5 protein-coding genes are annotated in these 5209 nt (G+C 66.9%); 2 read left to right on the top strand and 3 right to left on the bottom strand.

Going from position 1 to position 5209, the window contains the following annotated elements:
• The first annotated feature begins 1 nt into the window (after position 1).
• Together I6U14_RS09985 and I6U14_RS09980 are read left to right on the top strand one after the other, a co-directional pair.
• A complete protein-coding gene (locus tag I6U14_RS09985) occupies positions 2–679 on the top strand; it encodes a response regulator transcription factor (protein WP_296898934.1) in 678 nt (225 codons plus the stop codon).
• Positions 680–780: 101 nt separating this feature from the next.
• Complete coding sequence (locus I6U14_RS09980; RefSeq protein ID WP_296898933.1) at positions 781–2244, top strand: HAMP domain-containing sensor histidine kinase; 1464 nt, start codon at positions 781–783, stop codon at positions 2242–2244.
• Here the strand turns inward: I6U14_RS09980 and I6U14_RS09975 are convergent.
• The 3 genes from I6U14_RS09975 to proW form a co-directional block, all read right to left on the bottom strand.
• Positions 2232–2669, bottom strand: coding sequence for a DUF29 domain-containing protein (locus tag I6U14_RS09975; RefSeq protein ID WP_296898932.1), 438 nt, complete (start codon positions 2667–2669; stop codon positions 2232–2234). The genes I6U14_RS09980 and I6U14_RS09975 overlap by 13 nt on opposite strands.
• 140 nt (positions 2670–2809) lie before the next feature.
• Complete coding sequence (gene proX, locus I6U14_RS09970; protein WP_296898931.1) at positions 2810–3826, bottom strand: glycine betaine/L-proline ABC transporter substrate-binding protein ProX; 1017 nt, start codon at positions 3824–3826, stop codon at positions 2810–2812.
• 61 nt (positions 3827–3887) lie between these two features.
• Positions 3888–5039 carry a glycine betaine/L-proline ABC transporter permease ProW gene (proW, locus tag I6U14_RS09965; protein ID WP_296898930.1) on the bottom strand — a complete coding sequence of 384 codons (1152 nt, stop codon included), beginning with the start codon at positions 5037–5039 and terminating at the stop codon, positions 3888–3890.
• Positions 5040–5209: the final 170 nt, after the last annotated feature.

Here is a 5209-nt window from a genome sequence, read left to right as displayed (position 1 = left end):
TATGCGCGTCCTGATCATCGAAGACGACGAGCAGCTCGCGGCCTATCTGTCCAAGGCGCTGCGTGAAGTGGGCGCCACCGTGGATCACGCCGCGGATGGACGCGACGGTCTCCTGCTCGCGGCGGGCAACGATTACGACGTGCTGGTCATCGACCGCATGCTGCCCTCGCTGGACGGCCTGAGCGTGCTGCGCACCCTGCGCGCGTCCGACAATCGCACGCCGGTGCTGATTCTCAGCGCATTGGGTGACGTAGACGACCGCGTCGAGGGCCTGCGGGCCGGCGGCGACGACTACCTGGTCAAGCCTTTCGCCTTCTCTGAGCTGCATGCCCGCATCGAGGCCCTGCTGCGCCGGGCCGTACCGGAGGACCAACCGCAGACCCACTTCCGGGTAGCGGACTTGGAGCTGGATCTGCTCACCCGGGAGGTGACCCGCGCCGGCACGAAGATTCCGCTGCAGCCGCGGGAGTTTCGGCTGCTGGAATATCTGATGCGCCACGCGGGGCAGGTCGTCACGCGTACCATGCTGCTGGAGCACGTGTGGGATTATCATTTCGATCCCCAGACCAACGTCATCGACGTCCACATCAGCCGCCTGCGGGGCAAGATAGACCGCGACTTCGATGCGCCCCTGGTGCACACCGTGCGCGGTGCGGGCTATGTGATCCGTGAGCCCTGACTGAGGCCTGCGTGAGCCCTGAGGCGCAACGCGCCGGCGGCGCCGGCGAGCCGGGGTCCGCCGCCGTTGTGCCGGGCGGGTCCGCGTCGGGAACCGCGCCCGTGCCGAAACGCGTTGCCGGCTGGCCCCTGACCCGCCCACGGGAGGTGCTGGCGAGCTTCACCTTCCGTCTGGCACTCCTCTATGCGGTGCTGCTGGCGGGCTCAGTGGTGATCTTGCTCGGCTTCATCTACTGGTCTACCGCCGGCTACATGGCTCGGCAGACCGATGCCACCATCGAGGCCGAGATCCAGGGCCTCGCGGAGCAATACCGCCGTCGCGGCCTCTCCGGTCTCACCACCCTGCTGGCTCAGCGCAGCGCCAAGCGCCCCACTGGCGCTGGCGTCTACTTGCTCGCCGACAGTAAGTACCGGCCCCTGGTGGGGAATATCGACGCCTGGCCGGACGTGGAGCCGGACCGCGACGGGTGGATCGACTTCCGGCTGCGGGATGCCGCGGATGCCGGCGCCGCGCTCGGGGAAGAGCATGCCGCCCGCGGCAAGGTGTTTCGCCTGCGAGGCGGCTTGCGCTTGCTCGTAGGCCGCGACGTGCGTGAGCTCGCGTCGATTCGCGGGCTGATTCGCGATGCGCTGGGCTGGGGACTCGCCATGACCGTGGCGCTGGCACTCGCCGGCGGCTGGCTGATGAGCGCAGGCGTGGTGCGCCGAATCGAGGCCGTCAACCAAGTGGGTCGGGAGATCATGGAGGGCGACCTCTCTCGGCGCATCCCAACCGACGGGAGCAGCGACGAGTTCGACCAGCTCGCGGTCAACCTGAACCGTATGCTTGGACGCATCGAGGCGCTGATGGCGAGCGTACGCCAGGTGTCGGACAACATTGCGCATGACCTGCGCACGCCGCTGTCCAGATTGCATACCAAGCTGAGCCAGCTGCGCGACATGGACCTCGGTCCCGACGCCGCGAAGGGCGTCGACGAAGCCATTAACGATGCTGAAGAGCTGCTCAGCGCCTTCAATGCCTTGCTGCGTATCGCCCGGGTGGAATCCGGCAGCCGCCGCGCTGCCTTTGCCGATCTGGACCCGGTGGTGCTGGTGCACGACGTTGCGGAGCTCTACGAGCCCCTGGCGGCGGACAAGGGACAGCATCTGGACGTGGCGCCGACGGCGTCGGATTCCGCCGCGGTCTTACACCTGCACGGCGACCGCGACCTGCTTTTCCAGGCGCTGGCTAACCTGCTCGACAATGCCATCAAGTACACGCCGCCCGGCGGGCACATCCAGCTCAGGGCAGAAGCGGCGGTTGGGGGTGGCGTGCAGCTGAGCGTCGCCGACTCCGGCCCAGGCATTCCGGCGGAGCTGCGGGGTAAGGTGTTGCAGCGCTTCTACCGCATCGACGCCAGCCGCAGCGAGCCCGGCCACGGACTCGGCCTGAGCCTGGTGCAGGCGGTGGCCCATTTGCACGGTGCCCAGCTGCTGCTGACAGACGCCGCGCCCGGGCTGCGTGTCACGCTCGTCCTGCCGGCCGCGCCGACCCCGCCAGGCCAAAAACCGCATCAGGAGGCATGAGGCCAGAATTGCTCGTCGGCCATCTCGGCGAAGCTGAAGGGGCAGCGCTCGGGGAAAGTCGCGGCTGGTAGGCCCGTTTGCTTCTCCGCTTCGATCACGGCGAGCTGGTAGGCCCGCGCGATAGCCGCGTCCAGGTAGGCCTTGAGGCTTGGATTGTCGCCTAGGTGTGAAGCAAGGCGGATGCGTTGTTCTTTGATGGAGAGCCGCCAGGAATTGCCGCGCAGCGCCGGTTGATAGCGCCACTTGAGCAGGTGCAGCATGAGTATGACCAAGCGGTTCACCAGCTCCCTGCGCTCGCTGCGGCCCATGCTCTCGATTTCCTCGACCAGGTGCTGCACGTCCAGCTCCGCCAAGCGACCCGCGCGCAGCAAGCCTGCCTGTTGTTCGGTCCAGGCACTGAAGTCTTGGTCGTAGAGGTTTGACAAGGCATTGACTCCTGAAGGAAGGATCGCCTTGTATGCTCACACGAGGCCCCGAGCGGCGCAATCCTGCCGGGAGGATTGCCGGGCTTCCGGTCGACGCCGCTTGCCGGCGGCAAGCGGCGTCGGCTGCGCGGGCAGTCAGGTCATTCCGCCGCGGCGCGGGCGCGCTCCAGCCAGGCGTCAAACTTGTCGCGATTGGCGGCGATCCAAGCATCCGCGTGCTTTTCGATGTCCGCCTCGCTGTCCTCGCCGTCGCGCATGCGCAGGTTCTGCGCACTGATGTCGTTGTTGCTGAGCTTCATGATTGCGAACAGCTCCGCCGCGGCCGGGTTCTCCTCGGCGAATTCCTTGTTGGCGATGATGCGCTGGTCATTGGCCTGGAAGCCGTAGTTGGAGCCGTCGGGCAGAGAGGTGTCCACGTCCTCGCGCTCGCCGGGCAGGGAGCTGAAGGGCACCTGCAGCCAGACCACATCTTCGCCCGGCACCAGCACGCCGCTGACCCAGTAGGGCGTCCAGGTGTAGTAGAAGATGGGCTCGCCCTGCTCATAGCGGGCGATGGTGTCGGCGATGATGGCCGAATAACTGCCCTGGTTGTGGGTGACCGTGTCGCGCAGGCCATAGGCATCCATGTGATGCTCGATGACCTTCTCGCAGCCCCAGCCCGGGGTGCAGCCCGCGAGGTCGGCCTTGCCGTCGCCATTGGCGTCGAAGAGCTTAGCGATCTCTGGATCTTTCAGCTGGTCGATGTTGGTGATGCCGTGCTCTTCCGAGGTCTTTTTGTCGATGAGATAGCCCTGGATGGAGCCGGAAGAGTAGACGCCCTCGCGGTAGATCTTCTCATCACCGCCGGCTTCCTCGAAGAAGTCGATGTGCAAGGGGTCCCAGTGCGCGGCCATGAAGGTGGCGTCGCCGTTGGCGATGGCCACGTGCCCCGCGGCGTACTCGATCTCTTTGATGTCCTTTACATCGTAGCCGAGCTCCTCCAGCGCCTTCATCACCAGTAGGGTCTGGAAGGTCTCTTCGGCGATGGAGGACTTGATGGGCTGCACGTCCACGCCCTCGCCGGGCTTTTCGGCGGCCACGGTCGCGCCGGCAGCGGCCGTCAGCGCCGTGAAGAGGGCGGCACGGGCACAGGTCTTCAGATCCAATGTCAGTTGCATGGGCTTCTCCTGTCAGTGGGTCGGTGGGTGATATTGGCGGCGGATCGGCAGATCGGCGCGTTTAGGCCGCGCGCTTGACGAAAAGGCTGCGCACCAGCCCTGTGGGGCCCGCCTCGTACCAGTGCCGGGTGGGCTTCTCGCGGTCCGACTGGCCGAACGCTTGGGTCATGCGGTCCAGAATGATCGCGAGCAGCACGATGCCGACGCCGCCGATGGTGGCAAGCCCCATGTCCAGACGGCCGATGCCCCGGAGCACCATCTGGCCCAGGCCGCCCACGGCGATCATGGAGGCAATCACCACCATGGACAGGGCGAGCATCAGCGTCTGGTTGACGCCGGCCATGATGGTCGGCATGGCCAGCGGAAGCTGCACCTTGAACAGCAGTTGCCGCTTGGAGGCGCCAAAGGAGCGGGCGGCCTCCACCAGGTCCGCCGGCACCTGGCGGATGCCGAGGTTGGTGAGTCGGATCAGTGGCGGCAGCGCAAAAATGATGGTCACCACCACCCCCGGCACATTGCCGATGCCGAACAGCATCACCACCGGCACCAGATACACAAAGGCGGGTGTCGTCTGCATGGCATCCAGCACCGGCCGGATGGTGGCCGCAGCGCGGTCGCTGCGGGCGAGCCAGATGCCCATGGGCAGGCCGATGATGAGGCAGAAGAACACCGATGTGAGCACCAGGGCCAGGGTCACCATGGCCTCCGCCCAGGCGCCGATGAGCCCGATCACCACCAACGAGATCACGGCACTGATGCCGAGGCGCCGGCCGCCCGCCTGCCAGGCAAGCAGCGCTATGATGACCACCATGAGCACGTCCGGGATGGCGAGCAGCGTGGTCTCGATGCCGGTGAGCGTGGCGTCGATGGGCAGCCGGATGGCCTGGAACACGGGCCGGAAGTTGGCCACCAGCCAGTCGAGGCCGGTGTCCACCCAGGCGCCGAGCGGGATCACCGCCTCCTGAAACGGGTGCCAGAGGTCCAGCGCGCTGTCGTCCAAGCCGGCGCCGCTGTCGGCGAGCCAGTCTCCCGGAGTGGCCTCGGCATCGCCGCCTGGTGTGCTCCAGGGGTCCGAGGCGCCAGCCGGCTCCGGCGGCGTGTCTGACGGCGGCTCGCCGGTGGTACCGGCGCCGGCGGCCCAAGGGTTGTCACCGCCCGCGCCAGCCGTCTCGCTGCCGCCGCCGGCCCAGGGATTGGTGGATTCATCTGCCATGAGGGAGCCTCAAGGGTTGAGTCGCGTCTGGCTTGGTCTTTGATCGGAGAGTACGGAATACGGGGTACGGAGTAGGGGGAGTACGGAGTATGTGCAGCGCGCCCGTCGGTGCCGTTGCACAACCGCGAATGGCTCGCTCACCCGTACCTCGCACTCCGCACTCCGCACTC

Source organism: Thiohalocapsa sp., assembly GCF_019695415.1.
GTDB lineage: Bacteria > Pseudomonadota > Gammaproteobacteria > Chromatiales > Chromatiaceae > Thiohalocapsa.
The sequence above is the reverse complement of the archived record's forward strand: the minus strand, read 5'-3'. Positions and strand labels throughout refer to the sequence as shown.